Below are 24,042 nucleotides of genomic sequence, written 5' to 3' on the forward strand. Positions count from 1 at the left end.
ATTCATGCGTTTAAAACACCGCCTTTTCAGTTAATCAAAGTAAAGCAACAACTTAGGAGTTCGACTAATTTACAGCCAATAAAATTAAAAGGTTTGACCAGTTTCTGGTATCCTTGCTGCGCTTAAATTTTATCGCCTAGGCTTATTTCTTTTGCCGTACTCATTTCTTTTTCTATAGAAGACATGCAAAGCGGACACTGAAATAAGGTTAGGCCTGTTTGAATACCTATTGAGGCTGTGAACTTTATGTCTTCTGGACAATCATTTTCACGTTCATTACTAAAACTACCTTTATCGGTACTGGTAAAGGGCACCACAATCCCGTCGAACCCGATTGAAGATCTGAATATCGACCTCGCTAAGCCGATTGTATATGCCCTACCGTTCCGCTCGAACGTGGATTTGCTGACACTGCAAAAACAAGCCATGAGCCTTGGTCTACCCGACCCGCTCAGTCCGCTGGAAATCAATGGCAAAACGCTGAACCGTTTCGTCTTTATCGCTGCGCGTCCAACTGTGATGAACAACGATAATGATGTCCCAACCGACTCTGTCTCTCTGTTCACAGACTTGCTGGAACTGCATAAACTGGACAGTGAATTGGATGTTCAAATGATCCCTGCAACCGTGCTTTGGGGTCGTAAACCAGGTAAAGAAGAAAACCAAAAGCCTTACCTTCAGCCAATGAATGGCCCGCAAAAGGCGAAAGCGGTAATGGCAGCAGGACGCGACTGCTTGGTTCGCTTTAGTCCCGTGGTATCTCTGCGTTATATGGCAGACTCTCACGGTACCGACAGCGCAATTGCGCACAAATTGGCTCGCGTGGCGCGTATCCACTTCTCTCGCCAAAAACTTGCGGCTTCAGGCCCAAACCTGCCACAACGCCAAGTGTTGTTTGCTCGTTTATTAAAATCTCCAGCTATTGAACTGGCGATCGCTGACGAAGCCAAGAGCAAAAATATCTCGATTGATAAGGCACGTAAAGAAGCCCACGACATCATGGATGAAATCGCCGCCGACTTCTCCTACGGTCTAGTGAAAAACGGCGACCGCATCCTGAGTTGGCTATGGACAAAGCTATACCAAGGGTTGCACATCAATAACGCCTCGACTGTGCGTCGTTTAGCGCAAGACGGCCACGAAATTGTGTACGTTCCGTGTCACCGTAGTCACATGGACTACCTACTATTGTCTTATGTTTTATACCATGAAGGCATGGTTCCTCCGCACATTGCGGCAGGCATTAACCTGAACTTCTTCCCGGCCGGTCCTCTTTTCCGTCGCGGTGGGGCATTCTTTATTCGTCGTAGTTTTAAAGGCAACAAGCTGTACTCAACCATTTTCCGTGAGTATCTAGCCGAGCTGTTTGCCAAAGGCTATTCAGTCGAGTATTTCAGTGAGGGTGGCCGTTCACGTACAGGTCGATTACTGCAAGCGAAAACGGGTATGCTGGCTATGACCATCCAAGCAATGCTACGTGGTCTAAACCGCCCAGTAACACTAGTGCCGGTCTACATCGGTTACGAGCACGTAATGGAAGTGGGCACTTACGCGAAAGAGCTACGTGGCAAACGCAAAGAGAAAGAAAACGCAGGGCTTGTACTACGTACTCTGCGTAAACTGCGTAACTTTGGTTTGGGCTATGTGAACTTCGGTGAACCAATTCAGCTCAACCAATACTTGAACGAGCATGCTCCTGAGTGGACGAAAGACATCGACAGCATGGGTGGTAACAAACCACAGTGGATGAATCCTGTGGTGAACGACCTTGCTAATAAGATGATGACGCACATCAATGATGCGGCGGCGGCAAACGCGTTGACCTTGTGTGCAACCGCACTGCTTGCTTCTCGTCAACGTGCACTTTCTCGTGACTCGCTGATCAACCAGATTGAGTGTTACTTAAAGCTACTCAAAAACAACCCGTACTCAAGCACCTCCACTATCCCTACCGAAAGTGCCGAGGAGTTGGTCGATCATGCGATTTCACTTGATAAGTTCGTGATTGAAACCGATAGCATGGGTGACATCATTTCGCTGGATCGTAGCCAATCGATCCTGATGACCTACTACCGCAACAACATCATCCACTTGTTTGCTCTGCCATCATTAATTGCTCAGATGATCATTCGTCAGCGCAACCTTTCGGTAGAAAAGATTCAAGCGAATGTGGCGCAAATCTACCCATTCTTGAAGAAAGAGTTGTTCTTAAGCTATCAAGAAGACGAGTTGGATGAATTGGTCGTTAAAACACTGCATGAGTTTGCCGATCAGAAAATGATTAGCCTCGATGGTGATAAGCTGGAGATCAATCAGTCGAACAACCAGCCTTTGGTTCTGTTAGGTCGTACAATCACGGAAACACTGCAGCGCTACTCTATCGCGATGAACTTGCTTGTTGCTTACCCTGAGCTCGGTAAATCGGACCTAGAACAGAAGAGCCAAGATATTGCTCAACGTTTAGGACGCTTACACGGTATTAATGCGCCAGAATTCTTCGATAAAGGTGTGTTTACTGCTATGTTCAATACGCTCAAACAGCAAAAATACCTCGATAACGATGGTAACTGTGACACAAAGAAAACGCAGCAATTTGCACGACTACTGTTCACTCTGCTTTATCCAGAAGTGAAACTGACGATCGAAGAGAGTATTCATCAACTTCAGTCGTAACCGTTTTACCTTCTTCCAAAATAAGAAAAAAGGCATCCAATCGGATGCCTTTTTTCTATTTCTTCGCTTACCAAAATGCGACCAATAACCCTATCGCTATCACCATGCCAACATAGTTGTTGTTGAGGAAAGCCTTAAAGCACAACTCCCGCTCACGGTGACGAATTAAGTGCTGCTGATAAACAAACAACGACGCTGCAATCAAAAGGGTCCAGTAGTAACTTTGTCCCAATTGGTAGAACTGCCCTAACCAAACCAACATCGCGAGCGTAATCAGTTGCAATACCCCAATGATGAGTTTGTCATGACGACCAAACAAAATTGCCGTCGATTTAATGCCAATCTTTAAATCATCATCGCGATCGACCATCGCATACTGAGTATCATAAGCAATGGTCCATAAAGCGTTAATCAGAAACACAAACCAAACTATCAGTGGTAGCTCCCCGGTTTGTGCAGCCCACGCCATTGGAATTGCCCAGCTAAAAGCTAAGCCTAAAAAGAGTTGTGGAATATGAGTATAACGCTTCATAAATGGATAGATGAACGCCAACACGATGCCAGCGAAGGATAGCTGAATCGTCAACGGGTTCATGGTCAGCACTAACAAGAATGAGCTGATACCCAAAACCAAAAATAATCCAATCGCTTCTTTTGCTGTCACTTTCCCTGATGGCAGTGGGCGTTGTTTGGTACGTTTTACATGGCCGTCGACTTTGCGGTCAGCAAAATCATTAATCACGCACCCCGCGCTACGCATTAGGAATACACCCAATACAAACACGATAAATACATCCCAACTCGGCATCCCTTGGGCTGAGATAATCAGCGCCCAAATCGTTGGCCACATCAGTAACAGTGAACCAATCGGGCGATCCATGCGCATCAGTTGCCAATATGCTTTGGCTTTTTCTGCGGACATTTACACTGTCTCCTTAGCGTAAACTGGTGAATTAGATAAGAATAACTCGGCGACCAGCATCGGTTTGTGGTTCATCCACAACCTTGAGCGTCGCGCTAACAAACGTCCTTCTGGTACGGCTACCCATCCCATTTGCAAAGAATCTCGCTCAACGTTGTCTGCGCTGAACACTGTTAGTCCTAATGGGATATCCCCTTGTTGAGCCAAATCATACTGCTGATCAACTAAGGTTGAGCGAGGAATCAATGTCCGTCCGATAACCCAGTTATCATTGTCACCACACAAAATTACCTCTCGCAGTAAGCAATCTTGTTCGGACAATAACTGGCTTTCGTCCTGTTTTAACGTCGCCGCAGTGACGATCTGATTTTGTAGCAATTCTACCGTTAATGCTTGGCAGTGTTGCTTTAAACGACGTGACAAAGACCCTTGCTCTTCAAGCCAGTGCTTGGCAAATTCATTTGGAAATTCGAATTCGTCGGGGTTTTGCCACTCTACTTCCAATAAAGAAGCAAGATAGAGTGATGTTGGCTGATTCATACTAGTATTCAATTGGAGGCTTTATGCGTACAATAAAGCAACAACTTACCGTCCATAGTAATGTATGTAACCGTAAGTTCCGTTATTTGTTATAGACGGCCCATTGTATCAAGACTGAAGCGATTCGAATATCGCGATCCAGAGAAAGAAAAGTTAGAAATATGTACAAACGTTATATAGCCCAAATTATTTTTGCGTTAACCATACTGTTCGCCGCACCAAGTTGGGCTGAAACGGAAGAAGCTGGACCTAAGTTGGCATACTTTACCCTTGAGCCTGATCTCACTACTAACTTTTACACCAAAGGCAAAAAGTTAGGTTATGTGCAAGTGCGCATCGATATCATGGTAATGAGCCAACAAGATTTATCGATTGTTGAGCATCACCAACCTTTGATTCGCGATGCAGTAATTGAATTACTGGGTAAGCAAACAGAAGATACTATTAAGTCCCTTTCTGGCCGAGAAGATCTGCGCAAAACCTTAGTGACGACCCTCAACGAAACACTTTTGCCCGAAACAGGTAAAACCATCATTGCCGATTTGTTGTTTACAAAATACCTTTACCAATAAACCCAAATCGTTTTGAACATAAAAAAGACCGCTCTTGAGCGGTCTTTTCATTTCAGATTTAGGCTTGCTGTTGGTACTTCATCTTGCCTGAATCAAACAGCGCAATCGCCATCCCCGATAGTAAACCCACTAAGTGAGCGGTGTTTGCAATCGCCATGAACGGCTGCACAAAACCAAGAACTAACCATACCAACATAAAAACGATGATTGGCTTGGGTAGCGTAAGGCCTAAATGTGGCAAGCGGTAACCCAATATCCACAAATAGCCAAGCAGTGCATAGACCACGCCAGACAAGCCACCGAAGTTTGCCCCTTCAACATAGAATTGGCCAGCCCCAGAAAGCGCTGCTGATACTACAAAGAGTTGCAATAGCTTACCGGAACCGAGACGACGTTCGATGTCGCCCCCCAACTGCCACCACCATAGTAAGTTGAACACGATGTGAGTCACTGAAAAGTGCAGTAACGCATGACTTAGCCATCGCCACACTTGCCATTGTTGCCCCTCAAAAGCCGGGAAGTGCAACAACTTAAACACGCCATTGCCAAAGCCAAACATTTGTAACAAGTAGATGATGGTACACACCGTCATGATCAGCAAAGTCATTGGGCCTGCTTTTGCTTTGACCATGCTCATGATACTCGGGCTAGAATAATGAAAGGTGCTCTTGCGAGTATCGGCAACGTCCCACGAGGCGGCGCTGTATTTTGAATCAGATGGGTTAGCGAGGAACTGCTTAAGTTCCGCTTCCGCTTCTATTTCATGCTGGCTATCAGTCAGCCACAGCGCAAATTGCCCGTCTCCTTCTGGCATCATTTCGATGTCAATTTGGCGAGAGGCCATATAATCAATAAAGGCTTGCGCCATACGTGGATTATTTAACGTTACCAATCTCTTCATTAACTTCTCACTATCGGTAGTTCTGCTCGGTGCCAGGCTTCAAAGCCACCATCCACACTGTACACCTGTTCAAAGCCTTGGTTAACTAAATATTGTGCGGCACCTTGGCTACTAATGCCGTGGTAACACATCACCAGAATGGGTTGTTCGAACTCCACTTCATCCATAAACGCAACGATCGTATCGTTGGTTAAGTGATACGCGGACTCCGCATGCGCAACGGCAAACGATTGAGGGTCACGGATATCTACAAGCTTCGCATCACCCTGCTCGAGCAGCGCTTGCGCACCTTGTACATCGATATGCTTAAACTGATCCATTTACTTTCTCATTGTCTTATTAATATACCCAAGCAACCTCGAACCTAACGTACTAATCAGCACCCGAGGTACAGCATAAAATCTATATTTGAAGCCGCTTGGGTATACTGCCGCTATTGTAACCTATCCAACGGCAAACTTAGACACATGGATAATCAGGGTTTTAAAAAGTGTACACATTCCAACCATTTGTGGATAAAGCTGTGAATTGCGTTGATAAAGTATATTTGGATCTTTTGATCCACAATATGTAGTGATGATCCTGATCTAACTGTGTGTATATCTATAACTATCCCCAGATGGAAAAGTGCTTGAATCCCTTATTTTGTCCGGGTTTCGAACAGTTGATAAATAATTACTTCACAGAGTTATACACAGGTAGCACATAAAATCCGGATCGCAAACGCTATCGATTTTCGATCGACAATAAAAAAGCCGAGATCACATGATCTCGGCTTTCTATGAAAATCTTACTTTCAATTAGCAGTGGAAATTAAAATTCACCCACGGCCAATTTTAGTTTCTTCATTGCGTTTTTTTCTAGCTGGCGAATACGCTCGGCAGAAACACCGAACTCATCAGCTAAGTCTTGCAATGTTGCTTTCTCATCATCTAACCAACGAGAACGCACGATGCGCTGACTACGCTCATCCAAACTCGCTAATGCATGACCCAAGCGGTTGTTGGTGTGCATTTCCCAGTTTGCAGCTTCGATGTTGTCAGCCACATCAGACGATTTGTCTTCTAGGTACAGCATCGGCGCTGTGTAAGCGTTTGAGCTGTCGTCTTCATCAGTTGGCATATCAAAGGTTGAATCCACCGCCGCTAAGCGTGATTCCATCTCGCGAACTTCAGAAGGCTCAACACCTAACTCACGCGCAACGGTTTCGACTTCACCGTTGTTAAACCAACCCAAGCGCTTTTTCGACTTACGCAAATTGAAGAACAACTTACGTTGCGCTTTAGTGGTCGCAATTTTCACGATACGCCAGTTACGTAGCACGTATTCGTGGATCTCTGCTTTGATCCAGTGGACAGCAAAAGACACCAAGCGAACCCCTACTTCTGGGTTAAAACGCTTAACGGCTTTCATTAGACCGATGTTACCCTCTTGCACAAGGTCCGCCATTGGCAAACCGTAGCCAGAGTAACCACGAGCAACGTGAACAACGAATCGTAGGTGCGAAAGAATTAGACCTTTTGCAGCCTCAATCTCACCTTTGTAGTGTAATCGTTCTGCCAGCTCACGCTCTTCGTCTGCAGTCAGCATTGGGTAGCTGTTTACTGAGCGAATATAGCTATCAAGGCTATCTTGCGTGACTAGAGCCATCGGATACGCTTCTTTTGTCATTCAATTCCTCATCAATCTCTGATCTGGAGCATTACATTGCAAATTTAGCTTCGATATCTTGAACTCAAAATGAACAAGTTTCAAGAAGGGGAAGCAATTATCCATAAACATTCGGTCTAAACAAGGGATCCAGATTAGCTAGTGCTAATAAAATCCAAGTAGTAAGACCTTCATCACTTAAACTGGTTCAATTTCTTTCAAATGTCGTTGCGCAGAAAAGCGCGCCGCAATGCATCCCAAAAGACTACCAATGATGATTAATAGCAAAGATTCATCCCAGCTTAAACCAATCAGGCGAAACTGGCTGTCGTACAACGCAGCAAGATCTTCCACCGCACTATTCATAACAATGGTCACTAAAGCCGTTACCAACCACGCGATGGTGGCACCTAATACGCCAAACCACATCCCCGTGTACAAATAAGGACGCAGAATAAAACTGTCCGTCGCACCGATCAGTTTCATGGTTTGAATCTCTTCTTTATTCGCCAGCACATTAAATCGCAACGTGTTGCCAACGATTAAAAATACCGCACCGAGCATCAACACTGTCAGAGTAATGACAATAATACTCGCGAGAGTTTTGATCGCATCAAGACGCGCCAGCCAGTCTTCGTCAAGTCTCACGTCGGTCACATCTTGTTGCTCTCGAACGTCTTTGGCTAATGACTGAATATCACTCTTTAGCTCCGAGGCTGGCGTAATCACCAACACACCGGGTAGCGCATAGCCACTTAAAAGGCTGATAGCCTGATCGAATCCTGCATATTGGCTTAAATCAGATAGACCTTGTTGCGGTGAAATATATTCCACCTCTTTTACCAAAGGCCAAGTTTCAATTTGATCTTTGAGAACCATCACACGTGCATCCGGCATGCCTTCTACTAAGTAAGCACTAACTTGCGAGGGAGATGCCACATCTTCCGCGGCACCCGCGACGTTTTTGCCCAGTAGATACAAACAAGCCGGCATAGCAAGTGCCATTGAAATCACGGCTAGGGTCAGGATATTACCTAAAGGTCGTTGCCATAAGGCGCTAAAAGAGGATTTTGCTTGTTTTGCGTGGACAGAGAAAAAACCATCGGTATTTGCACGCTTGGCACTGCGGCCTTTCCCCTTCTTTTGGGAGTGCTTGTTACCTGCCATAGTCTTCTACCTCACTTAGGAAGCCTTGGTTTAATTCAAAATGACGATACTGTGGGCGAGTGTTTACTAACCCCACATCGTGCGTGGCGAGTAAGATGGTCACGCCCGCACGATTAAACTCTTCGAACAACCGCAATACACGATTGGATAGTTCGGGATCGAGGTTACCTGTCGGCTCATCAGCCACCAGCAACGTTGGTCGATTGACTACGGCACGGGCAATACCGACGCGTTGTTGCTCACCACCAGAGAGTTGGCTCGGCAGGCAACGAGCCTTATCAAGCAAGCCTGTTTTATCTAACGCCGCAGAAACGCGGCGTTTGATTTCGTTTTCAGAAATCGATTCGATGCGCATCGGCAGAGCGACATTGTCGTATACGCTGCGATCCATCAGTAGACGATGATCTTGAAAAACAATCCCAATATTGCGGCGCAAAAAAGGGATGTCTTTGCTTGGAATGCGCGTGATATCGTGACCATTAAAATGGATTTTTCCATCGGTTGGACGCTCTATCGCGCAGATCAATTTCAGCAAGGTACTTTTACCAGCCCCGGAATGCCCGCCTAAAAACGCCATTTCACCGCGCCTCAGGTGAAAATCGACTTTTTGCAGTGCTTGTCGACCACCTCGGTAAGCTTTGCTCACTTGCTGAAATTTGATCACCGTTGATTTCCTCTAACTCTTTTTATTCTTCACGACTAAACAGTGCGTCAATAAACTCTTGAGTTTCAAATGGACGCAAGTCTTCGATACCTTCACCCACACCAATGTAACGAATTGGAATACCAAACTGATCGGCAATAGCGAAAATTACGCCGCCTTTCGCTGTACCATCCAGCTTAGTCAAGGTAATCCCGGTTAGAGGGGCAACATCACTGAAAAGTTTCGCTTGGCTGATGGCATTTTGCCCTGTACCTGCGTCTAGCGTCAGCATGATCTCGTGTGGTGCTGAGTCATCAATTTTCTTCATCACACGTACAATCTTACGCAGCTCTTCCATTAGGTTCGCTTTGTTCTGTAGACGACCCGCTGTATCAGCAATCACAACATCCACACCACGTGCTTTTGCCGCTTCAATCGCATCATAGATAACAGAAGCACTGTCTGCGCCAGTATGTTGAGCAATCACAGGAACATTATTACGTTCACCCCACACTTGTAGCTGCTCAACCGCTGCGGCACGGAAAGTATCGCCCGCTGCAAGCATCACTTTTTTACCTTGAGTTTGGAACTGCTTGGCAAGCTTACCGATGGTCGTGGTTTTACCCACGCCATTTACACCCACCATTAAGATAACGTAAGGCGTTTTGTTGCTATCGATTTCTAGTGGCTGCTCGACTTTAGAAAGAATCTCAGCCATTTCTTCTTTCAACAAACCATAAAGGGCTTCGCCGTCTTTTAGATCGCCACGTGTGGCTTTTTCTGTCAGGTTGTTGATGATTTTTGTTGTGGTATTCATGCCCACATCAGCAATAAGCAGTTGCTCTTCTAGCTCTTCAAATAAGTCCTCATCGATTTTCTTACCGCTGAATAGACCGAAGAAGCCAGCACCAATATTTGCTTTTGTTCGGCTTAGGCTACGTTTAAGACGAGCAAAAAAGCTTTCTGTTGGCTTTTCTTGTTCTTGAACACGAGGCGCGGCCGATACGACTTCTGGCTCTTCTGCTTCTGCTTCTGCTTCTGCTTCTGCTTCTGCTTCTGCTTCTGCTGGGGCAGCCTCCGCTTTTTTCGATTCTTCTTCAAGTTCTGGCGTTGCTTCCGCTTGCTCAGCAGCCGCGTCGGTTTGCTGCTCTTCAGAAGGCGCTTCCACTGCTTCTTCTTTTACTGTTTCTTCAGTTTTTGGTTTTGGGCTTTGTTCTTCGTCACCAAAACCTAGCCACGAAAGTAATCCGCGCTTCTTTTTTTCCGTCATCTGGGGCTATCCTAGATTGTTCTTTTATCTATTAATGACTCTTTTTTGACAAGATTATTATCTGTCTAAAAAAGGCTAATGACAAAGTTGTGAAAACTTTCCGATTAGGTAATTCTAATCTTATTAGTGTTACACTCTGTCATCTTGAATATTCTGGGCTGTATCCAAGCTCCAAGCTCACGGCTTGGGCGATTAGATATAGTATCACTTTATTAGCGGTCAAAAAATCTATGGTAAGACGTCGCCAGCAAAACTCATCACAAAAAAAGCCAACAACGGGCTTTGTTCGCATTATTAGTGGCTTATGGAGAGGCAGAAAACTTCCTGTACACGATGCTGAAGGCTTACGCCCAACGACCGATCGCGTCAAAGAAACGCTATTTAACTGGCTGGCTCAAGATGTGCCGCAAGCAAAATGTCTCGACTTGTTTGCCGGCTCCGGCGGCTTAGGCTTTGAGTCGGCTTCGCGCCAAGCAGAGCAAGTGACCATGGTTGAGCTGAACCCACAAGCTTTCCAGCAATTACAGAAGAACGTGGCATCTCTTAACGCGAACAACATCCAAGTAGTGAATACCGACGCACTGAGCTTTTTAAAACAGCCGGGTACTGCGCACCATGTGGTGTTTATTGACCCACCGTTTCGCAAAGGTCTATTGGATGAGACCGTGGCTCTGCTAGAACAAAATGGCTGGCTCGCGGAAGATGCGATGATTTATATTGAAACAGAAAAAGAACTCAATATTGCCGACTTACCAGAAAACTGGCAATTACATCGAGAAAAAACAGCAGGCCAAGTGAGCTATCGTCTGTATGAACGTACCTCCGCATAACGCCTCGATTTAAAAGGATACTTAAATGAAAGCACTAATTATGCTGGCCAAAGCGGCTATCGCCTTTGTTTGGTTAGTATTGATCCTCAATATCTTTATGCCGTTTCCCGGTAATGCCGCGATTGCGCTGTACATCATGACCGCTTTTTTGTTCATCATGCACGGTTTACAAATGGCCATCTTCATTGGCGCATTTGGCGACAAAATTAAAATGAGCAGTTGGGAAAAATATTCCATCCTGATCTTTGGTATTTTTGCCCTGCTCGATATTCGTCGTAAACACATGATGTAATCGCCCAAATACTAAAAAGCCGCTCTTAAGAGCGGCTTTTTTATTGCGTTTATTCCGTCACCCAAGATAACTCTTAACACCATCCAAAAACATTTGAGTGGAGATCATCACCAGCAACAAGCCCATTAAACGCTCTACCGCTTTTAGACCACGCTCGCCCAACAAACGATTAAAGAAGCCATAAAACATTAGAATAAAAAATGTTGCGCCCCAGGCAATCACAACTGACGCGGACATTTCCAACATTTTTTCTGGATGCTGTGAAGATAGCAAAAGCAATGCTGCAATCACTGAAGGGCCCGCGATCATAGGAATGGCCATCGGAACAATAAAGGGCTCCTCGCCTGCCGCCAGTCCAGTAATGCTACCAGCACTCGGAAAAATCATCTTAATCGCGATAATGAAGAGAATAATGCCACCTGAAATGCTGAGCGTTTCTGGCTGGACATGCAAAAAACTTAAGATGCTTTGTCCTGCAAACAGAAACAACATCAAGATTAGTAAGGCAAACAGTAGTTCACGAATCAATACCTTACGGCGACGCTTAGGATCGATGTGCTTGAGAATAGACAACACAATCGGCAAATTACCGAGAGGGTCCATGATTAGAAACAGCATGGTCGCTGCAGAAAGAATGTCCATATTCTGGCCTCACCTAAAAAATGGCGGCCAGTGTATAGCAAACTGACAACGTGAGTATATGGCTGAGGGCGAAAACAGCATATTCACCCTCGTATCATAGCCGCCGCTTAGTGATTGCAGACACGCGCCATATTGACCACAAACTTACCTTCAAGCTCACGGATTTTGTCGCGCTTGAGCAAAAATGCTAGCAATGTATCTAAGTCTAGATCATTCAGTTTACAGGTGTGAAAGCGAACGGTGTTGCCAAAGTGCTGTGCCAGCGCTTCGCGATCCATTGGCGTTTCTCGAAGTAGGTTTAGCAGCTCGTGGGCATGGATTTCACTCATTATTTACTCCAGTCATCAAGAACAATACGTCCAGTTTACTGAAATCTTCGGGAGCTGCTTTGACTTAAATTAGTAAATGATAGAGGCAACAATGAGGGCGTGGGCAAAGAAGTAGCTACCACTTACCCACAAATAGGCGTGTTTCATCGGTTTTCGGTAACCGTGTATCGCATACGCCAACGCCGAATAGATCAAAACTAGGGTTCCGCTGAAACCGATAGCATTGGCATAGCTCGGGGCCTGCAACCAAACTTCACCCGCCGCCCAAGCAAGCTGAACCAACATCATCCCCATGATCACAACAGGAAACACCAGAGAGTCGAGTTGAGGTAGCAACAAAAAGAACGCCACGATACTCGCTGCGAGCAGTAGGGCCAACAGCCACCAGACAATCTCACCATTAAGCTGCACCCAAAATGACTTGCTATAGCACACCTGAGCAAGTAAGTACGCAGCAAAGTAAATTAGCTTGCGAGTTTTAAACGAGTGCAGCGTATCTGCCACCATAGACACAATAAGCCCACCCGCAATCCAGTAGGTATATGTTGCGGATGCACCTTGAGTTAACACCAACACAAGAAGAAGTAGCAGAGTAAAGATTTTAAACACGAGGGATTGTGTCGGGTTAGCTTGTTTTACTCCCAACACGGAATACACACCTGATAGCCCTATCGCCAGCCAACTCCACATGCCGTATACACCTTTTACTTAAACTCGCCGCTAGTCTAGGTAGACCAGTTTTGATGTAAAGACACAATCTGCGAAAGTTGGATCTCGCTAGCGATTCGAAACATTTTGTAACCCTCAGTCTGCACAACAATTAAGTCGATGAGCCTTAATGACAGCCATAAATATGGGGCAGAGCCCTATCCCATGAGCCAAGTTCATCAAATCACACGGCACAATAACCCGCGCTTAGTCAGGCCATTTAACTAAAAAGCAGCCCAATGGCCTTGGTAACCCATCACGTCAAAAACTGATGACTAAACCATCAGACTGTATACATCACAGGCAACAAGAATAAATAACAGACACAAAACAGAAAATCGTCTTGGTAGCGAGCTAAGATAGTAGAAACCACCGATGAACAGATTAGAACAACATGAAAAATCAAACTTAACTCAATAACAAAAACATCAAATAACGAACGTAAGCTAATGATAAATAAAGCCACATTCTCAATAACCATCGAAAATACCGACTTCATAAACCATCAAATCACTAAACACTTTTTAAGCCCATATTTTCTCATTAGATAAGAAAATTCCCCTTCCACACCTCAACTCAATGATGCACCTCCATAGCACATCTTTTTATTTTCTCAATTTTTGAGAAACACAGACAAAATCGGCAATCAACATACCAACCGAAACAAAAAACAATTTCCAAGCCAACAACAAACCAAGATTGACACTTTAAAATCATACACTTAAACAAAATACGAACAACAATCACACAATACGAGCATTTTAAATACAACACAAAAAACACAGTTTCATTAGTCAAAAACACGTAAAAAAAGACAAGTTAAGTGTATTTTTTGAAAAGATTATCGAGCATATGTTGATCAAACCCCAAAAACAGTGCTATATTAAATTCATCGAGTTCATCAAAGATTAAGGGGTAGTGTTATGATTTCATCTTCTCAAAAACAAGGGCTGGTAATGATTGCAGTGGTTGTGGGTTTAATGACACTGCCAATGATGTACTAACCTACTGATTAAAAATAAAAAAGGACGCAAATGCGTCCTTTTTTATTTATCTGTGTTTTTCTACTGTATGTGTTTGGACAAGATATCCCAATGCATATAGTAGAAACCAAGAGCGGCGAGCGTAATCAACGTCATTAGCAAAATTGCTGCACGCCAAATAAAACGAGAGCTTCTTGGCGTTAGCTCTTTTTCACAAGCGTCACATGCCGCCATAAAGCCTTTCCGATCATCCAGCTTATAATCGTCTTCGTGAACCACTTTATTACGCACAGTAGCGATAAAACGAAGCTTCGCTATCACGTCATGTGGTAAACGTTCTTCACAACTATTAATAAGTTGGTGTAACCCTTTCCCTTCTGCATGGTACTGAGTACGCAAAAGTTTTTCGATCGTTCGGGTACGCATGACTACTTTTTCAATATCTGACATCGTAACCCTCCTTACCAGACCCTTCCCGTGTTCGTTATTTTTATTCTTCTATAAATTTAGAGCTTTTTCGAGCCGTTAAGTGCAATTTTACTTTCAATTTGTGCCCTTGAGCGCATATAGCCAGACAAGTGAAAGCTGCTTAGTTCAGCTTTAGTGACGTAGCTTGCAGATGAAGCAACGATTTCATCGCACCCCCATTGAGGTAAACCGTGAAGTGCGCCGAATAAAATTCATGTCCCTTTCATTAGATTATGAATAAGTTATCTCAACTCATCGTTTCATCAATGAGTTCTGTAGAATAGAGCTCAATGAAACATCGGAGGTTAACATGCCAATCTCACTTATTGTCGCCCTGTTCGCCCTTATTGCTTTGGGCGCATGGGTATTTTTTCGTTTCTATAGCAAGCACTATGTGGGCGAAGACGCTCCAGAACAAAGTGCACAGGTAACTATTTTAGATAAGCAAGCTATCGACGTCCCAGATGCACCACCAGGCCAAGACGACCAAGAATATTGGATTTATGTCCAACGCGGTTCTATTGGCCCTAAACGAGAGTTCCAAATTGGAGTGCACTACTACCATGCACTCAACCCTGGAGATAAAGGAACGCTAACCTATCGTGGTAACAAATTCCTTCACTTCGCCATCAAACGTTAAGGCAGTAACCAACGAGTCTTGGCAGAGCGAGAAAAGAGATAGCTCATCGCCAAGGCTCCAGCTCCACTGATAATGATCCAGACTGGAATCACCCATGCGGGATGTCCGGTGTACCAACCAAACGCTTTCATCGGCCATAAGAAAATTGGGTGAAGTAAGTAAATCCCCAAGCTGTGCTGACTGATCACACTCACCACTTTTTGTACTTTTGGTGACAAGCCTTCCCCAAAGTAACGACCGATCATGAAAATCATCGAAGCCGCTAGAATGACATTCAGTGTTTTGTAAGAAAGCCAGCGTCCAACCGTGTACTTCTCCGCCTCTAAACTGTTCGTCACGACCATAGTAAATGTCACAGCCAACGCGACGAGGCCAAAACCTGTAAATAAGGTCACCATAGAGCGGTTCAAAGGCACTTTTTGAAATAGAACATAACCCAGAGGAAGGTAACCCATGTAGAGCCACATTTGGTTACTCCACGGACCATCAATCTTGAACAAAAACAGCGTGCTGGTGAAAAGCCAAAATGCGAGATAGGTATACAACACATTGTCATCAACGTTGCGTACCATCCATTGGAACAACGGAATCACAAAATACAGCGGTATAAAGTAATAGAAGAACCCTAGGTGGTAATACGTCGCGTGGAATGGGCTATTGCTCAATACCTCTTTTACGGTTTCAAAGTCAAACCCTTGAGCCGTCCAGCCAGAGAGGTATGCATAAAACATCGACCAAATAAGAAATGGGACTAAGACTTTGCCTAAACGCCTTTTGATATAATACTTACCGTCAAATGGTCGAGTGTCACTGAGCATCAACGCTCCGGTGATCAGAATGAAAACTGGCACCGCCCAGCGGGTAACGCTATTAACGCCTACCGCCGTCAACCATTGGTCAAACGGGATCACTCCTAACTCATTTCGATAAGGGGCCAAGACGTGAATGGCGATCACTGCCACCGCAGCAAAGCAGCGCAATAAATCAAAAAACAGAACCCTTTCTCTCATACCTTTCCCTACTTTGAGTCGCTTATCGTTTATAGCATAGGGTAAATCTCAGCCAGTGAAATGGTTAACAATCTGTTTTTGCTTATTTTTAACGCAACAATGACCTACAACGGGGATTTCATCACCACTCTAATCAATTAACGAGAACCAAACATCAGCATTCACTCTCGATGCCAAACCCACACAGTTTGATTACATCAACGGCGCATAAGAAACAAAAATGGCTCCGATTTGGAGCCATTTATACCATCTACAGATAGCAATACTGGGAATAGTTACGCAGTAGCAACGTTAGCTTTTGGCAACTTAATCGAAATCAACGTCGTCAGCGCCAAGAAAGCAAAGGAGACCCATAAGCACGCCGCAAGACCAGCCTCTTGGTAGATCCAACCCGATAATACCGTGCCAATCAAACGTCCCATCGCATTAGCCATGTAATAGAAGCCAACATCGAGAGACACACCATCGCCTTTGGCATAGCTCACAATCAGATACGAATGAAGTGAAGAGTTAATGGCAAACACAGCGCCAAAAATCATTAACCCCACAACAATCACCAACTCAGGCTGCCAACCGATTTGCACACCATAAGCAATACCGCCCGTAATTAACGCAAGAATTCCTGCCCATACTAATGCTGCACTACCATCAGGCACGCGACCTTGCGCTTTACCAGTAATACGCGGCGCAAAGCCTTGCACAAACCCATAAGCAATGACCCATGCGGCTAAAAAGCCACCGACCCACAAGTGATCCCAACCAAACACGCTGCCGAGATAAATAGGCAGAGCGACCACAAACCACACATCACGTGCCCCAAACAAGAACATACGTGCCGCAGATAAAATATTTATAGATTCGGATTTGGAGAAAATTTGGCGAAACTTAGGTTTGCTCTTTGCTTTACCCATGTCAGCTTCTAGCCAGATCATGCTGCAAACAAACACCAATGCAAGCACACTCGCCATAATAAACATCGAGTTTTGGAAACCCACCCAAGACAACAACAAGCCACCGACAAAGAAACCCGCTCCTTTGAGCGCGTTCTTCGAGCCCGTCAAAATGGCCACCCATTTGTAAAGCGCGCCTTGCTGCTCGTCTGGCACTAGCGTTTTAATCGCACTCTTAGCACTCATCTTGTTGAGGTCTTTGGCAATCCCCGACAAAGCTTGCGCCGCCATCACCCAAGGAATCGTCAGCCATGCGTTGGGTACTGCCAGCATCAACAACGCAAACACTTGCATCGCTAAACCAATATTCATGGTTTTGTTCAGGCCTAACCTTGCGCCCAACCAACCACCAATCAAATTGGTCACCACACCAAAAAATTCATAGAAAAGGAACAGTGAGGCAATAGCTAACGTGGAATAACCCAAGTCGTGAAAATAGAGCACCACCAGCATACGCAGCGCTCCGTCGGTCACGGTAAAGTTCCAATAGTTAAACGTCACTAACATGTACTGACGAATACTTTTGCTCAATTGAGAAATCATATTGACCTCTTATGTACAGCGATAGAAGCATTTAGATCATCATGTGCCAAATGCTTATTAACCTGTACACCAACCATAAGGCGATACAACCTTAATTCGAATTCACAAACACACCAAAATTTATAAACGGACAAATATAACCAATAAAAACAAAAAGTTATATCGATATATTTAGTTTTACTGCTGACCTATTTTCCATTATATAAACTGGAAAATAGCTTTTGGATCATGATGTTCCAAAAGCTATTTAAGCTGACCAAGCGTCTTTCGCCACGCGTTCGATGTACTCAAGCTGCACCGGTTTTGTAAACGCACCAGGGCGAAGAGCCTGCACTTCTCGCACGATATCTTCTAACTGCCATTTCTTCTCTAGCAGCAAGTGAGCCGCAAACAAACCTGTACGACCCGAGCCACCCATGCAGTGCATCGCGACTTTGCCACCTTGAGCAAGAATCGCATGCAGTTCCGGACTAGCTTGTTGCCACTTCGCCGCAAATTCTTCACTTGGTGCGCAGTCATCTTCAATCTCGATCTGGAACCATTTCATGCCCAGTTGTTGGGTAACTTCACCCAAATCCGCAACGTCTTTCGCTGCTAACTCGCTATCGTCCAATGCAGTAACGACCGCTTGAACCCCCTGCTCCTTCAACTGTTCCAACGATGCTTTCAAATCGACGCCTTTGGTGCCCGGGCACGGTGTTAGGACTAATGCACCAGAGTCCAAATCTAATTGCCATGTAGGATGAGACATTATGAACTCCTGTTATGCCAGACCAACGTTACGAACCAATTCTGCGGTGCGCGTTGCGTATCCCATTTCATTGTCGTACCAGGCGTAAATCTTCACCATTCGTGAGCCAACCACCATGGTGGATTGTGCATCAACGATGGTTGAGCGTTGGTCGCCTTTGTAATCGATCGACACTAACGGACGTTCCTCAAAGCCAAGAATGCCTTTTAGCTCCCCTTCCGACGCCTCTTTCAGCAAAGCATTCACTTCTTCTGCTGTGGTATCGCGTTTTACATCGAAGATGATGTCGGTCAATGACGCATTCGCCAACGGTACACGTACCGCGTGGCCGTTAATCTTGCCTTTTAAATCTGGGAAAATTTCCACAATCGCAGTCGCACTACCGGTAGTGGTCGGGATAAGACTCATGCCGCACGCACGAGCACGGCGCAGATCTTTATGTGGCGCATCCAAAATGGTTTGCGTATTGGTCAAATCGTGAATTGTCGTGAAAGAGGATTGCTCAATGCCCAACTTCTCATGAATGACTTTCACCACAGGCGCTATACAGTTTGTTGTGCACGAAGCGGCGGTCACGATACGATGTTTTTCAGGGTCGAAAATATGATCGTTCACGCCAACAACAATGTTCGCAATGCCTTCTTCTTTCACTGGCGCACTCACCACCACGCGCTTCACACCTTGATCGAGGTATTGGTCTAGGTACGAGGTTTTGCGGTGTACACCTGTCGCTTCAATCACAACATCGCAGCCAGACCAGTTCACAGCGTCGATATCACGTTGCTGAGTCGTGGCGATGCGCTTGCCATTGATGACGAGCTCATTGCCCTCAACCTGCACTTCATGGTGCCAACGACCTTGCACTGAATCGAACTCTAATAAGTGGCCAAGCGTCGCTGCATCACCTGCGACATCGTTGATTTGCACAAACTCTAACTCTGGCCAGTCGAATGCCGCTCGCAGTGCTAAACGACCAATTCGGCCAAAGCCATTAATGCCTACTTTAATTGTCATAGTTTTACCCTTTAATCTTCTACCTTGAATCTCTGTTTGCTATTAACAGCAAGCCTCACGACTTTTATCGTGCAAGCGTGTGATGTCGTCTTGGTACTCTTGCTTCAAACAGTTTGATGCCACTAAGTCTTCAATCAGCTTACGCATCCAACCTGGTAATTGCTGCGATAACTCGTAGTACACCCATTGCCCTCGGCGTTTATCCACCAAGATGCCACTGGAGCGTAACTGAGCAAGATGACGAGAAACTTTCGGCTGACTCTCTTGCAACGCAAACGCCAAATCACCCACGCAAGTTTCGCCTTCACGGGCCACCAGCATTAAACAACGTACGCGCGTTTCATCGGATAACAGCTTGAAAAACTGATGTGGAAGCATAATAAACATACCTATATATGGATATGCGTATATACTTATTTAACTCTAGGATGTCGTCAAGAGTGATCCCAGAATCGTCATAAAAGTTTCACATCGAAACAGCTAATAAAGATTGAGAGAAGAACGGTTAGAGAGAATAAAGATACGGCAGAAATTTACGCAGTTGCGACGTTTTGACTCCAGCGAACCGCTTCACCTAACGAGAGCTTGACCTCTTCCAAAGACAACCCCAACTGCGTCGTGATTTTTTCGACGCCTGACCAGTCGGCACGCTCGTAACACTCTTCCAGAGAAATCAGCGCACCATAAACCCCCTTGCGATGTAATAAGGCTTGTTGTACAGATTCGCTAAGTGGCAATTGCTTGACTAAAGATTCCACCGACAAATCAAGCATCGCATCTAAAATCGATAATAAGCCGACCATAAACCCTTGTTCGTTGAGGTGGGAAAATGGCTGATAACGCGACATTAATTGGCAGAACTGCGCTCGTTGTAATGAAAGGTGATACAGCTCTCGAGGCTTGTTACTAGAGATATACGACGCCACGACCAAGGAGACAAACTGCTTAAGATTATCCTGACCAAGGTAGATCAAGGCCTGACGAAACGAGCTGATTTCGACAGCGAGGTTTGGCGCTTGCGTATTTACAAAGCGCAATAATTTGTACGACAACGCGACATCTTGCGTAATGATGGTTTCAATACGAGTAAAGTCTGGCTCTGGTGAGCAGACTTCACGAAAAAGCTGTAGCGCTAACACTTGCTCAGGGCTCACGTATTTTGTTTGCGAAACTAATGGCTTACTAAAAAAGTAGCCTTGGAAAAACTTAAAGCCAGCCGCTTTGGCTTGCTCAAACTCTTCTGCGGTTTCAACACGTTCCGCCAAAAAGTGGTACTTGACGCGTTTAGCAAGGTGAGCTTTGACCAACGCACACGCTTTTTCCAGCCCCATTGCCATGATATCGAGTTTAACGATGTGCACGTAAGGTAAGAAGCGACGCCACTCCGGCGTTAAGGTGAAATCATCCAGCGCGATCAAATAACCTTCTCGATACAACTCGCGAATCGCATCGAGAAGATCATCGGTCGGCTGGCAAGTTTCCAGGACTTCGACGACGATTTTGTTTTTTGGCAAGCTGCGCGGTAAGCGGCGCACCAAGCTTTGATGAGGAAAATTGATAAAGCATCGCGAAGAAGCAATCACTGGGTTAGTGCCCAGTGATAGAAAATTCTCGACAATTAATCGGTATGTTGCTCGGTTTGACTCAATATGCGAAGGGTATGCGTTACTCTCCCCATCTCGAAACAACAATTCATAACCCAGCGTCTGTCTTTTGCGGTTAAAGATCGGCTGGCGAGCAACATACGTTGTATTCATGCTAAAGAAGGACCTATAAATGGCTTATGACTTTGCAGCTGCTAATAATGCACCACAACCCATAAACATTGAACCGAAGACTTTGTTTATTTTCCCCATGATTTTATCAGAGCGAATAAAACGTCCCATTTGCGCCGCCAAGGTGGTGTAACCCAACATCACACACGCGTCGATCACAACAGTCGTAACACCAAGCACCAACAGTTGCGTCAGTTGGTCTTGTGCCGGGTCAATAAACTGTGGAAACAACGCCACCAGAAAAACAATCGATTTAGGGTTCGTCAGGTTAATCAAAATAGCTTTGTACAAGAGTGCCATGCCAGACATGTCTTTGTGGCTCTCAGCCGCCACCAAGCTGGAGGTGTCTCGCCATTTCTGGATACCCAACCAAACTAAATAAGCCGCACCAACCCATTTAATGACAGAAAATGCCGTTGCCGACTGTGCGACCAGCGCACCAATTCCCGCCCCAACTAACGCAATGTGAATGGCCAAACCAATTTGGAGACCGATCACAGCCCCCAAAGATTTGCGAGTACCGTAACTCAAACCATTGCTGATTGAGTTCACCGTGCCAGACCCCGGAGCCAAACTAAAAACGATTGCAGTTACTACATAAGCTAACCAGACGTGGGTATCCATTGCATTTCCTCACTAATTCTTCGATGATACATCGCGTAAACAACGTATCTTCAGGTAATCGACTAATGGCTACTAACCATTCACCTTTGACTTATACTCAAGAGTCATTATTTGAGCAAGCAATTGGTGGTCCGATCGCGGCACTTTGGCAAACTCGCCAAGAAGGCTTTGTTAAAGGAACTGAGAAAAAGAACATTTACTGGTGCAAACTGACCAACCCAGAACATAAAAAAGCCGTGCTCATCGTTAATGGGCGCATTGAGTCTTCCTGGAAATACCAAGAACTGTTTTACGATCTCTATCGCCAAGGCTTCGACGTCTATTCCTTTGACCACCGCGGACAAGGTTTATCAGATCGTCTATTGTCTGACTCAGATATGGGTCACGTCTATGACTTTACTGATTATATTGACGATATGGACGTGGTCGTAAACAAACACGACCTTAGCGACTATCAGCAATGTTTCATCATTGCCCACTCCATGGGCGGCGCAATCGCTACACGTTATCTGCAAACTCACCCAGAACATCCCTTTACTGGTTTGATTCTCAGTGCGCCTATGTTTGGTATTAATCTGCCATGGTACTTATCGCCAATAGCGATTCCAGTGACACAGATTATGTCAGCGGTATCGACTTTGCCACGTTATGCGCCAGGACATCAGGCCTACTTTCCTAAGCCCTTTGAAGATAACCCGCTCAGCCAAAGCTATGGTCGCTACCAATGGTTCCGAAATCTCTATACGGAAAAACCGGAACTGCAAGTCGGTGGACCGAGCACACGATGGGTATGGCAAGGGCTAATGGCAGCAAAACAATGCTTTTTATTGACTCGCCAAGTAAAAGTACCGGTGCTCCTGATTCAAGCTGGGAACGATCGTATTGTCAGCAATCTGGCACAAAAACGTTTTATCGATAAATTGCGTAAAACCAACCCACATGCGGAGCTACTTTCTATCGAAGACGCTCAGCATGAGATCTTATTCGAGACCGACCAGTATCGTAATCAAGCACTCGATGCAATCTTCCGCTTTATGAATGACCCGAAATCATCGCCAAACGAAAAAACATAATAAGAACTCTAGGCGACCATTTCACGGCCATGATTAAAGAGGAAATGTCTGCACATTGATTTACCCTCTTTTTCATCCTCATTTTGACGTACACTGCTTGGGTCTGGCTGCGTTGAACCATGCAGATGCAACCGACCAAAGTTCCCCCGCATTCGGAGCAGCATGATCTAGTCAGTCTGCTGTACTCCGTTTGCAATCACCTGTTCCACACTATCCAAACCGTTTACGAGGACTTCATGAGCACATCGCTACCTTGCAAAGAGATCACTAAAATCGTTGCCTCTGATCTGGATGGCACGTTACTCGCACCAAACCATCAGCTCAGTGCTTACTCAAAAGAGACGCTAAAAGCGCTGCATGAAAAGGGTTACACCTTTGTCTTTGCAACAGGCCGTCACCACGTAGACGTTGCGAGCATCCGTCGTCAGGTCGGAATTCCGGCTTACATGATCACCTCGAACGGTGCCCGTGTGCATGACCAGGAAGATCAGCTGATGTACAGCGAGAATGTCCCTGCAGAACTGGTTCAAAGCGTGATCGACACGATCAAGCATGATCAAGAAATACTTATCCACATGTATCAAAATGACAGTTGGTTGATGAATAAAGACGACGAAACATTGCGTGATTTCCATGACGAATTCACATACGTCTTATTCGATGAAGACCAAGCGCCAACTGACGGTATTGCGAAAATCTTCTTCACTCACCCAGCACAAGACCACGAACGCTTGGTGGTGTTTGAAAACAAACTACGTGAACAATTTGGCGATAAGCTGAATATTGCGTTTTCAACACCATGGTGCTTGGAAGTAATGAGTGCAGGTGTGTCTAAAGGCCATGCTCTTGAAGCGGTAGCGAAAAAACTCGGCCTCACGTTAGAAAATTGCGTGGCATTTGGTGATGGCATGAATGACGTAGAAATGCTGTCGATGGCAGGTAAAGGATTGGTCATGGGTACATCACACGAGAAAGTGATGAAAGCATTGCCAAATAACGAAGTGATTGGCAGCAATGCAGAAGATGCGGTTGCACACTACCTACAAGATCACTTGCTGTAAGCAGCAATACT

The 24,042-nt window shown here is 45.2% G+C and carries 26 protein-coding genes; 7 read left to right on the top strand and 19 right to left on the bottom strand.

The genetic code is table 11. The annotated features are described in order from the left end of the window. The first annotated feature begins 246 nt into the window (after positions 1-246). A complete protein-coding gene (gene plsB, locus FKN08_RS21925) occupies positions 247-2,673 on the top strand; it encodes a glycerol-3-phosphate 1-O-acyltransferase PlsB (protein WP_047010238.1) in 2,427 nt (808 codons plus the stop codon). A 67-nt stretch (positions 2,674-2,740) separates the two neighbouring features. Here the strand turns inward: plsB and ubiA are convergent, their stop codons facing one another. Both ubiA and FKN08_RS21935 read right to left on the bottom strand, forming a co-directional pair. Further along, positions 2,741-3,595 (bottom strand): 4-hydroxybenzoate octaprenyltransferase, encoded by an 855-nt coding sequence (ubiA, locus tag FKN08_RS21930; RefSeq protein ID WP_005393780.1) that lies wholly within the window; start codon positions 3,593-3,595, stop codon positions 2,741-2,743. Next, the gene (locus FKN08_RS21935) at positions 3,596-4,135 is read right to left on the bottom strand and encodes a chorismate lyase (RefSeq protein WP_080955994.1); all 540 of its coding nucleotides are present in this window, start codon (positions 4,133-4,135) and stop codon (positions 3,596-3,598) included. Positions 4,136-4,296: 161 nt separating this feature from the next. On the opposite strand from FKN08_RS21935, the gene FKN08_RS21940 reads away from it, so the two are divergent. After that, positions 4,297-4,707, top strand: a complete 411-nt coding sequence (locus FKN08_RS21940) for a flagellar basal body-associated protein FliL (protein ID WP_046874381.1) — start codon at positions 4,297-4,299, stop codon at positions 4,705-4,707. Between the two features lie 58 nt (positions 4,708-4,765). On the opposite strand, the gene glpG is transcribed toward FKN08_RS21940, so the two are convergent. The 6 genes from glpG to ftsY all read right to left on the bottom strand — a co-directional run bounded on the left by glpG (position 4,766) and on the right by ftsY (position 10,338). Beyond that, on the bottom strand, positions 4,766-5,608 hold the full coding sequence (gene glpG, locus FKN08_RS21945; protein ID WP_005393785.1) for a rhomboid family intramembrane serine protease GlpG: 843 nt from the start codon (positions 5,606-5,608) through the stop codon (positions 4,766-4,768). Further along, complete coding sequence (glpE, locus tag FKN08_RS21950) at positions 5,608-5,928, bottom strand: thiosulfate sulfurtransferase GlpE (protein ID WP_005378691.1); 321 nt, start codon at positions 5,926-5,928, stop codon at positions 5,608-5,610. The genes glpG and glpE overlap by 1 nt, the downstream gene beginning before the upstream one ends. Positions 5,929-6,421: 493 nt before the next feature. Then, on the bottom strand, positions 6,422-7,279 hold the full coding sequence (rpoH, locus tag FKN08_RS21955; RefSeq protein WP_005378693.1) for an RNA polymerase sigma factor RpoH: 858 nt from the start codon (positions 7,277-7,279) through the stop codon (positions 6,422-6,424). A 177-nt stretch (positions 7,280-7,456) separates the two neighbouring features. Next, on the bottom strand, positions 7,457-8,425 hold the full coding sequence (gene ftsX / locus FKN08_RS21960) for a permease-like cell division protein FtsX (protein ID WP_005393793.1): 969 nt from the start codon (positions 8,423-8,425) through the stop codon (positions 7,457-7,459). Continuing rightward, entirely contained in the window at positions 8,415-9,089 is a 675-nt protein-coding gene (gene ftsE, locus FKN08_RS21965) for a cell division ATP-binding protein FtsE (protein WP_005393800.1), read from the bottom strand. The genes ftsX and ftsE overlap by 11 nt, the downstream gene beginning before the upstream one ends. Positions 9,090-9,111: 22 nt before the next feature. Then, positions 9,112-10,338, bottom strand: coding sequence for a signal recognition particle-docking protein FtsY (gene ftsY / locus FKN08_RS21970; protein WP_170892861.1), 1,227 nt, complete (start codon positions 10,336-10,338; stop codon positions 9,112-9,114). A 230-nt stretch (positions 10,339-10,568) separates the two neighbouring features. Between ftsY and rsmD the strand changes: the two genes are divergently transcribed. Then, positions 10,569-11,168: a 16S rRNA (guanine(966)-N(2))-methyltransferase RsmD gene (gene rsmD, locus FKN08_RS21975; protein WP_012841297.1), complete on the top strand. Its 600-nt coding sequence runs from the start codon at positions 10,569-10,571 to the stop codon at positions 11,166-11,168. 25 nt (positions 11,169-11,193) lie between these two features. Then, entirely contained in the window at positions 11,194-11,460 is a 267-nt protein-coding gene (locus tag FKN08_RS21980) for a DUF1145 domain-containing protein (RefSeq protein ID WP_005378704.1), read from the top strand. Positions 11,461-11,517: 57 nt separating this feature from the next. Here the strand turns inward: FKN08_RS21980 and FKN08_RS21985 are convergent, their stop codons facing one another. The 4 genes from FKN08_RS21985 to FKN08_RS22000 all read right to left on the bottom strand — a co-directional run bounded on the left by FKN08_RS21985 (position 11,518) and on the right by FKN08_RS22000 (position 14,572). Further along, positions 11,518-12,102: a YhgN family NAAT transporter gene (locus tag FKN08_RS21985; protein ID WP_005393807.1), complete on the bottom strand. Its 585-nt coding sequence runs from the start codon at positions 12,100-12,102 to the stop codon at positions 11,518-11,520. A gap of 107 nt (positions 12,103-12,209) precedes the next feature. Further along, positions 12,210-12,431: a YecH family metal-binding protein gene (locus FKN08_RS21990; RefSeq protein WP_053807604.1), complete on the bottom strand. Its 222-nt coding sequence runs from the start codon at positions 12,429-12,431 to the stop codon at positions 12,210-12,212. Positions 12,432-12,500: 69 nt separating this feature from the next. Beyond that, complete coding sequence (locus FKN08_RS21995; protein WP_170892862.1) at positions 12,501-13,121, bottom strand: lysoplasmalogenase; 621 nt, start codon at positions 13,119-13,121, stop codon at positions 12,501-12,503. Positions 13,122-14,203: 1,082 nt separating this feature from the next. Next, a complete protein-coding gene (locus FKN08_RS22000) occupies positions 14,204-14,572 on the bottom strand; it encodes a hypothetical protein (protein WP_005393815.1) in 369 nt (122 codons plus the stop codon). A gap of 328 nt (positions 14,573-14,900) precedes the next feature. On the opposite strand from FKN08_RS22000, the gene FKN08_RS22005 reads away from it, so the two are divergent. Beyond that, the gene (locus FKN08_RS22005; protein ID WP_012841295.1) at positions 14,901-15,230 is read left to right on the top strand and encodes a DUF2500 domain-containing protein; all 330 of its coding nucleotides are present in this window, start codon (positions 14,901-14,903) and stop codon (positions 15,228-15,230) included. On the opposite strand, the gene FKN08_RS22010 is transcribed toward FKN08_RS22005, so the two are convergent. The 7 genes from FKN08_RS22010 to rhtB all read right to left on the bottom strand — a co-directional run bounded on the left by FKN08_RS22010 (position 15,227) and on the right by rhtB (position 21,897). Next, the gene (locus tag FKN08_RS22010) at positions 15,227-16,240 is read right to left on the bottom strand and encodes an acyltransferase family protein (protein WP_005393819.1); all 1,014 of its coding nucleotides are present in this window, start codon (positions 16,238-16,240) and stop codon (positions 15,227-15,229) included. The genes FKN08_RS22005 and FKN08_RS22010 overlap by 4 nt on opposite strands. A gap of 275 nt (positions 16,241-16,515) precedes the next feature. Beyond that, complete coding sequence (gene arsJ / locus FKN08_RS22015) at positions 16,516-17,733, bottom strand: organoarsenical effux MFS transporter ArsJ (protein WP_005393820.1); 1,218 nt, start codon at positions 17,731-17,733, stop codon at positions 16,516-16,518. Between the two features lie 247 nt (positions 17,734-17,980). Next, positions 17,981-18,484 (bottom strand): cyclin-dependent kinase inhibitor 3 family protein, encoded by a 504-nt coding sequence (locus FKN08_RS22020; RefSeq protein ID WP_170892863.1) that lies wholly within the window; start codon positions 18,482-18,484, stop codon positions 17,981-17,983. A gap of 12 nt (positions 18,485-18,496) precedes the next feature. Next, a complete protein-coding gene (locus FKN08_RS22025; RefSeq protein ID WP_005393824.1) occupies positions 18,497-19,498 on the bottom strand; it encodes an ArsJ-associated glyceraldehyde-3-phosphate dehydrogenase in 1,002 nt (333 codons plus the stop codon). Between the two features lie 42 nt (positions 19,499-19,540). Beyond that, positions 19,541-19,876: a metalloregulator ArsR/SmtB family transcription factor gene (locus FKN08_RS22030; RefSeq protein ID WP_005393826.1), complete on the bottom strand. Its 336-nt coding sequence runs from the start codon at positions 19,874-19,876 to the stop codon at positions 19,541-19,543. 155 nt (positions 19,877-20,031) lie between these two features. After that, positions 20,032-21,255, bottom strand: coding sequence for an EAL and HDOD domain-containing protein (locus FKN08_RS22035; RefSeq protein ID WP_005393827.1), 1,224 nt, complete (start codon positions 21,253-21,255; stop codon positions 20,032-20,034). A gap of 24 nt (positions 21,256-21,279) precedes the next feature. After that, positions 21,280-21,897, bottom strand: coding sequence for a homoserine/homoserine lactone efflux protein (rhtB, locus tag FKN08_RS22040; RefSeq protein ID WP_005393828.1), 618 nt, complete (start codon positions 21,895-21,897; stop codon positions 21,280-21,282). Between the two features lie 65 nt (positions 21,898-21,962). On the opposite strand from rhtB, the gene FKN08_RS22045 reads away from it, so the two are divergent. Then, positions 21,963-22,970, top strand: coding sequence for an alpha/beta fold hydrolase (locus FKN08_RS22045; protein WP_109170342.1), 1,008 nt, complete (start codon positions 21,963-21,965; stop codon positions 22,968-22,970). 236 nt (positions 22,971-23,206) lie between these two features. Then, complete coding sequence (locus FKN08_RS22050; protein ID WP_065645998.1) at positions 23,207-24,031, top strand: Cof-type HAD-IIB family hydrolase; 825 nt, start codon at positions 23,207-23,209, stop codon at positions 24,029-24,031. Positions 24,032-24,042: the final 11 nt, after the last annotated feature.

The sequence above is a fragment of the Vibrio sp. 1-2 (7-a) genome (genome assembly GCF_013048515.1).
GTDB classification, from domain to species: Bacteria; Pseudomonadota; Gammaproteobacteria; order Enterobacterales; family Vibrionaceae; genus Vibrio; species Vibrio diabolicus.

Excerpts from the sequence above, each read along its gene's own strand:
- plsB (WP_047010238.1), top strand. The coding sequence starts at position 247 with ATGTCTTCTGGACAATCATTTTCACGTTCATTACTAAAACTACCTTTA.
- ubiA (WP_005393780.1), bottom strand. The coding sequence starts at position 3,595 with ATGTCCGCAGAAAAAGCCAAAGCATATTGGCAACTGATGCGCATGGAT.
- FKN08_RS21935 (WP_080955994.1), bottom strand. The coding sequence starts at position 4,135 with ATGAATCAGCCAACATCACTCTATCTTGCTTCTTTATTGGAAGTAGAG.
- FKN08_RS21940 (WP_046874381.1), top strand. The coding sequence starts at position 4,297 with ATGTACAAACGTTATATAGCCCAAATTATTTTTGCGTTAACCATACTG.
- glpG (WP_005393785.1), bottom strand. The coding sequence starts at position 5,608 with ATGAAGAGATTGGTAACGTTAAATAATCCACGTATGGCGCAAGCCTTT.
- glpE (WP_005378691.1), bottom strand. The coding sequence starts at position 5,928 with ATGGATCAGTTTAAGCATATCGATGTACAAGGTGCGCAAGCGCTGCTC.
- rpoH (WP_005378693.1), bottom strand. The coding sequence starts at position 7,279 with ATGACAAAAGAAGCGTATCCGATGGCTCTAGTCACGCAAGATAGCCTT.
- ftsX (WP_005393793.1), bottom strand. The coding sequence starts at position 8,425 with ATGGCAGGTAACAAGCACTCCCAAAAGAAGGGGAAAGGCCGCAGTGCC.
- ftsY (WP_170892861.1), bottom strand. The coding sequence starts at position 10,338 with ATGACGGAAAAAAAGAAGCGCGGATTACTTTCGTGGCTAGGTTTTGGT.
- rsmD (WP_012841297.1), top strand. The coding sequence starts at position 10,569 with ATGGTAAGACGTCGCCAGCAAAACTCATCACAAAAAAAGCCAACAACG.
- FKN08_RS21980 (WP_005378704.1), top strand. The coding sequence starts at position 11,194 with ATGAAAGCACTAATTATGCTGGCCAAAGCGGCTATCGCCTTTGTTTGG.
- FKN08_RS21985 (WP_005393807.1), bottom strand. The coding sequence starts at position 12,102 with ATGGACATTCTTTCTGCAGCGACCATGCTGTTTCTAATCATGGACCCT.
- FKN08_RS21990 (WP_053807604.1), bottom strand. The coding sequence starts at position 12,431 with ATGAGTGAAATCCATGCCCACGAGCTGCTAAACCTACTTCGAGAAACG.
- FKN08_RS21995 (WP_170892862.1), bottom strand. The coding sequence starts at position 13,121 with ATGTGGAGTTGGCTGGCGATAGGGCTATCAGGTGTGTATTCCGTGTTG.
- FKN08_RS22000 (WP_005393815.1), bottom strand. The coding sequence starts at position 14,572 with ATGTCAGATATTGAAAAAGTAGTCATGCGTACCCGAACGATCGAAAAA.
- FKN08_RS22005 (WP_012841295.1), top strand. The coding sequence starts at position 14,901 with ATGCCAATCTCACTTATTGTCGCCCTGTTCGCCCTTATTGCTTTGGGC.
- FKN08_RS22010 (WP_005393819.1), bottom strand. The coding sequence starts at position 16,240 with ATGAGAGAAAGGGTTCTGTTTTTTGATTTATTGCGCTGCTTTGCTGCG.
- arsJ (WP_005393820.1), bottom strand. The coding sequence starts at position 17,733 with ATGATTTCTCAATTGAGCAAAAGTATTCGTCAGTACATGTTAGTGACG.
- FKN08_RS22020 (WP_170892863.1), bottom strand. The coding sequence starts at position 18,484 with ATGTCTCATCCTACATGGCAATTAGATTTGGACTCTGGTGCATTAGTC.
- FKN08_RS22025 (WP_005393824.1), bottom strand. The coding sequence starts at position 19,498 with ATGACAATTAAAGTAGGCATTAATGGCTTTGGCCGAATTGGTCGTTTA.
- FKN08_RS22030 (WP_005393826.1), bottom strand. The coding sequence starts at position 19,876 with ATGCTTCCACATCAGTTTTTCAAGCTGTTATCCGATGAAACGCGCGTA.
- FKN08_RS22035 (WP_005393827.1), bottom strand. The coding sequence starts at position 21,255 with ATGAATACAACGTATGTTGCTCGCCAGCCGATCTTTAACCGCAAAAGA.
- rhtB (WP_005393828.1), bottom strand. The coding sequence starts at position 21,897 with ATGGATACCCACGTCTGGTTAGCTTATGTAGTAACTGCAATCGTTTTT.
- FKN08_RS22045 (WP_109170342.1), top strand. The coding sequence starts at position 21,963 with ATGGCTACTAACCATTCACCTTTGACTTATACTCAAGAGTCATTATTT.
- FKN08_RS22050 (WP_065645998.1), top strand. The coding sequence starts at position 23,207 with ATGAGCACATCGCTACCTTGCAAAGAGATCACTAAAATCGTTGCCTCT.